Source organism: Oleiphilus sp. HI0125 (genome assembly GCF_001635355.1).
Genome location: NZ_LWGF01000185.1, coordinates 1 through 797, shown reverse-complemented (window position 1 = coordinate 797; position 797 = coordinate 1). Strand labels below are relative to the sequence as shown.

The following is a 797-nucleotide window of genomic DNA, read 5'->3' as shown; positions in this document are numbered from 1 at the left end:
CACGAGTTCCAAATAATAACTCCCCCTTAAATAAAACCTCGAGTAAGAAGGATTACGTATGGGTATTTACAACAAATTTGCTTTTGGCGCTGCACTTGTTGCGGCATCGTTTTCAAGCTCTCTTATTGCTGCAGACAATAAGCACGTCGCGATCACGCAGATCGTTGAGCATCCCGCTCTCGATTCAGTCCGACAAGGTGTACAAGATGTGCTCGCAGAATCGGGATTCAAAGCAGGAGAGAATTTAGAGTGGGAATATCAGAGCGCACAAGGAAACCCAACCACTGCCGCGCAAATTGCCAAAAAATTTGCGGGCAATAATCCAGATGTCATCGTGGCAATAGCAACACCGTCTGCGCAAGCGATGGTCGCCTCTGCCCGCAATAGCAACATCATTTTTTCAGCGGTAACAGATCCTGTCGGCGCAAAGCTCGTAGCGGCATGGGATAAACCAAGTCCGAAAGTAACTGGGGTATCAGACCTAACACCTGTCGATAAACACATGGAGCTGACTAAGCAAATCGTTCCAGATGCCGCGAAGGTTGGTGTGATCTATAACCCTGGCGAAGCGAACTCAGTCTCTTTGGTTGAGCTAGTGAAAAAACATGCACCATCACAAGGTATGGAAGTTGTTGAAGCTGCTTCACCTAAATCAGCAGATGTGCAAACTGCTATGCGCTCACTTGTTGGAAAAGTAGATGTCGTTTACTTACCTACCGACAACACCGTGATATCTGCGCTAGAAGGCGTTATCAAGATTGCGGAACAAACTGACATTCCCGTTATCGCAGCAGATA

1 protein-coding gene is annotated in these 797 nt (G+C 47.1%); it reads left to right on the top strand.

Going from position 1 to position 797, the window contains the following annotated elements:
• Positions 1 to 58 precede the first annotated feature (58 nt).
• Positions 59 to 797, top strand: a 739-nt coding sequence (locus A3762_RS02840; RefSeq protein WP_068754004.1) for an ABC transporter substrate-binding protein, incomplete at its 3' end; no start/stop codon positions are given.